This window comes from Calditrichota bacterium (genome assembly GCA_016867835.1).
Taxonomy (GTDB): domain Bacteria; phylum Electryoneota; class AABM5-125-24; order Hatepunaeales; family Hatepunaeaceae; genus VGIQ01.
The window spans coordinates 1-3,450 of record VGIQ01000169.1 but is presented as its reverse complement, the minus strand read 5'-3'; the positions used below and the strand labels follow the sequence as shown (position 1 = coordinate 3,450).

Genomic DNA, 3,450 nt, shown 5'->3' with positions numbered 1-3,450 from the left:
GAACAGCTCCAGAGTGACCTGGACAGGTTCATGAACGAGTATAACTGTAACCGCCCGCATCAGGGCTATAGACTAAACGGCTGCACCCCAGCAGAACGACTTATCGCGGCTCCAAAAGCTGCTTGATTGTAAACACGTTGACAAGACAATACAATTCAATCAATATACGAAAAATCATATCAATATCCTACTATATTATGCACCTGTTAATATATTCGACGCAATGTGCATATATTAAGGGGTGCATCGATTAGTGTCATCCTGAACGAAGTGAAGGATCTCGTCTGGAATGTCCATCTTAGGTCGAGATGCTTCACTGCGTTCAGCATGACAAGCGCCCTTGTTGACACAACATATTGCACCAGGTAATAGTATTTCTGCGTGTCTATGATGTGGAAAGCCAGTTCCCGGGGCGTCAGATCGGGCTTGTCCAGGGCGATCTGACGCACCCGTTCCCGTTCAGCATCGGGGATGTGGTTCCAGACGCGCTTAGGGTTGCGTCCCAGGTCGGCCAAGCCGTCGTAGCCGTAGTCCAGGTAGCGGGCATACCACTTGTAGATGGTGCTGCGCGGGATGTCCAGCTCAGACAATGTCTTTCTGACTGACAGGTTGGACTCTTCAACCATCCGGATGATCTCAATCTTCTCGGATTGGTTGAGCGTCATAGTTCGTCCAAGTCGTCGTCCAGCCCACGCAGACTTTTTTTTAGCACCTCGTTCTTGACGGCGAAGTTGGCGACCAAATCGCGCAGTTGGGCGTTCTCCTTGCGCAGTTCGTTGACGTCATTGGAGTTGGCTTCGCGGACGATGTCGCCCTGCAGGCGCTTCTTGCCGGCTTCAAGGAAGTCTTTCGACCAGCGGTAGTAGAGGCCGGTTGCCAGGCCTTCGCGGCGGCAGATTTCAGCGATGGCGGTTTCGCCGCGCAGACCTTCGAGGATGATGCGGATCTTGTCATCGGCAGAATACTTCTTGCGGTGACGCGCTTGATGTCGCGGGCCACCGCTTCCGGCTCGGATGCCGACCTTGGTTTTGTTTCTGGGCTTCATAGCCTCTCCTGAGCGGTATTGCTAACAAGGAAAATCGTTTCCGATTTCCTCAAAACCACTCCTTAGCTTTTTGCCCAAAACCGTCCACGATGTGCTGAAGTCATACACTGTTGACATCTACTCGTAACTCACCGTGTAACCACCATAACCCATAGTAACTCCCTTTCCCGCCCCGGTATAGACTCCAAGCCTAATCCAAGGCAATGCGGTCGGCGTTATGCCCTCGAGCGAAAGTGACCCCACCATACCATCCATTTGTATCTTGCGCTTCTGGCGGCTGGAGTAGCGCGCCGCGCGCATACGGTCGAGATTCCCTGACTCACCGCCCCACACTAACTGATCCAAAATTCCCTTGAAGTCCTCTTCAATCGTGACTCCGCAATGGAAATAAGCCAGGCTCGAAATCCTACGGAAGAGAGACGCTACCAGATTCCTAAGCGTCGGATGGGTCTGCACCTTCCCATCAAATACAATGCGAGCGGGGGTATGGAACGTCAACGTAGTGGGAGAGCCACCATCGGATAAGTCCAGCCAATTATGCAGATTGAACTCCTCCTGACGGCTGAAATCTATTTCATTCCAATGCCTTCTCACACCAGTTACCACATCCTCAACCCACAGGATTTTGACGTAACCCCGTGTTCCATCCCCGCTCCTACGTCCAATTCCCTGCTCAATCGCTACTTCCAACGACAGCAACACCGGCGCCCAATCCTCAACTGACCTACCCACAAATGTAAGAGTAGCCTCGATTTCCTTGCCCTTTTCCGATACTGCTTCGTCCCATGGCTCAACCAGCAACCGCATTGGCGACGGCACGGAGGGATACTTGCGCATCCGCTCCGCATCCGGCGGCTTCGGCGATAAAATGAGCCGCGCATAGGGGCAGCGATACAGGATGAAGCAATTGTCGCAAATCCCATCAGACTTTACGCAGACCCGCCGTTTGAGCGCCATTCCCAATACCCCGTGCATTACAGAGCCTGGAAACGAATTCCATATAAGATCATGCTCCACACGGCATCCCACCCGCAAAGAGAGAAGCGTCAAGCGGGAATCAGAGAATGGATTTGAGATCGGGTGCACCTATTTGTCAGCAGAATCAGCGATTGAGGAATTCTCTTGACAATTCGTTAGCACACCATGTTCGATGTCCATCATCTTCGGCCGTTGTTCGAATGGCAAGGACACGGCTGTAATCGCTGTCGCTCCAGTAAAACTGTATTTCGTCGGGGCGATCGGGGTCCTTTCTGTTGATCACTCGTGAGCGTCTTGTATCCGCATCCTTGATACTGCTCACCAAAGTAATCCATTCTTGCCGGCTGAGTTGCTCGATCAAGCCCCGTGTCCGTGCCGGTGCATGCGACAACTCCGCCTCCTGGATTGCGATTTTATCAGGTATGGATTTGACTGAAGCAGGGGGCTGTCGGACTCCCTGCGGCCAAGGCCTGACCAAGAATCCCTGATGCATCAGTTCCAGGATCGGCGATAATGCTACATAAGCCTCCCCGTCGATCTCCACCTCATCGAGCAATTCTACAAAGCGCGAATCGGCATCTCGTAGATCGAGTTCGCTCTTAATGAGAGAATTTTCGCTCAGACGGCAGAAGAGATCGTAGTGTTCCAGCCATAGATCGCGGCTGAAGTCAACGGGCATAGGTGGCATCTCAATACAGAAGCCGAACTTTTCGAACTGATAAACCACCGGAACTGCCAGTGCCTGCCCGATGAGTCCGGCGAAGGAAATCTGTGCCTTATAGCCGCCGGTGGCGTTGATGATGCGCAGCGACGCTTCGGGCCGCGGGAGAAGTTGAGAGGCTATCCGGACCAGATTGCGCAATCCTTCCCGGGCAAAGCGTTGGGGGTCGTTGTGCTGCAATCCGGGAACGACCTTGAAGTCAACTCCGTCCACACGTATACCGCGACGGGCATCACTCCAGAAGTCGGCGAGCAGTTTTCCCGTCCACCTGCCGTCGGGAGTGTCCGAAACGAGGAAGACCATACTGATCGGGTCGCGGATCTTCTGCCGGCCCACTCTGCCACTTTGCAGCAGGCTGGCAAGGCTGTTGACTTCGGCGCCCGCCCGCTCGTCTGATGGTGCGAGCGAGTTAAGTTCCGCAAGGATGCTTTGCGGTTCGGGCAAGGTGTCTTCAGAAAGATTCCGTTGTCGGCGAATCTTGGACAGAAGCGAAGTGCCGACGGTTGATAGAATGAAGGTGGCCATAATCTGCTCCTTACGCTAATCTTTTCACTGTTCCTTACCCCCCCCTCTATTGACTCCCTTCTTAATCAGGGAATGTCTTTCGACATCGCGTGGCGGCGGATTCCGATCCGCCGGACCGTTGAGGTCTCAATCCCTTCTTAATCAGGGAATGTCTTTCGACATCGCGTGGCGGCGGATTCCG

General features: G+C 53.5%; 4 protein-coding genes. All 4 read right to left on the bottom strand.

Annotation, left to right across the window (positions count from 1 at the left end; genetic code table 11):
- Window positions 1-206 precede the first annotated feature (206 nt).
- On the bottom strand, window positions 207-665 hold the full coding sequence (locus FJY67_11610) for a helix-turn-helix domain containing protein (GenBank protein MBM3330095.1): 459 nt from the start codon (window positions 663-665) through the stop codon (window positions 207-209).
- Entirely contained in the window at window positions 662-1,045 is a 384-nt protein-coding gene (locus FJY67_11605; protein MBM3330094.1) for a transposase, read from the bottom strand. The genes FJY67_11610 and FJY67_11605 overlap by 4 nt, the downstream gene beginning before the upstream one ends.
- 117 nt (window positions 1,046-1,162) lie before the next feature.
- Window positions 1,163-2,020 (bottom strand): CRISPR system precrRNA processing endoribonuclease RAMP protein Cas6, encoded by an 858-nt coding sequence (locus FJY67_11600; protein MBM3330093.1) that lies wholly within the window; start codon window positions 2,018-2,020, stop codon window positions 1,163-1,165.
- A 127-nt stretch (window positions 2,021-2,147) separates the two neighbouring features.
- On the bottom strand, window positions 2,148-3,269 hold the full coding sequence (locus FJY67_11595) for a putative CRISPR-associated protein (protein MBM3330092.1): 1,122 nt from the start codon (window positions 3,267-3,269) through the stop codon (window positions 2,148-2,150).
- Between the last annotated feature and the right edge of the window lie 181 nt (window positions 3,270-3,450).

What these genes read in the sequence shown, in the direction of transcription:
- FJY67_11595 (MBM3330092.1), bottom strand. Translation starts at nt 3,269, where the DNA reads ATGGCCACCTTCATTCTATCAACCGTCGGCACTTCGCTTCTGTCCAAG.
- FJY67_11610 (MBM3330095.1), bottom strand. Translation starts at nt 665, where the DNA reads ATGACGCTCAACCAATCCGAGAAGATTGAGATCATCCGGATGGTTGAA.
- FJY67_11605 (MBM3330094.1), bottom strand. Translation starts at nt 1,045, where the DNA reads ATGAAGCCCAGAAACAAAACCAAGGTCGGCATCCGAGCCGGAAGCGGT.
- FJY67_11600 (MBM3330093.1), bottom strand. Translation starts at nt 2,020, where the DNA reads ATGCACGGGGTATTGGGAATGGCGCTCAAACGGCGGGTCTGCGTAAAG.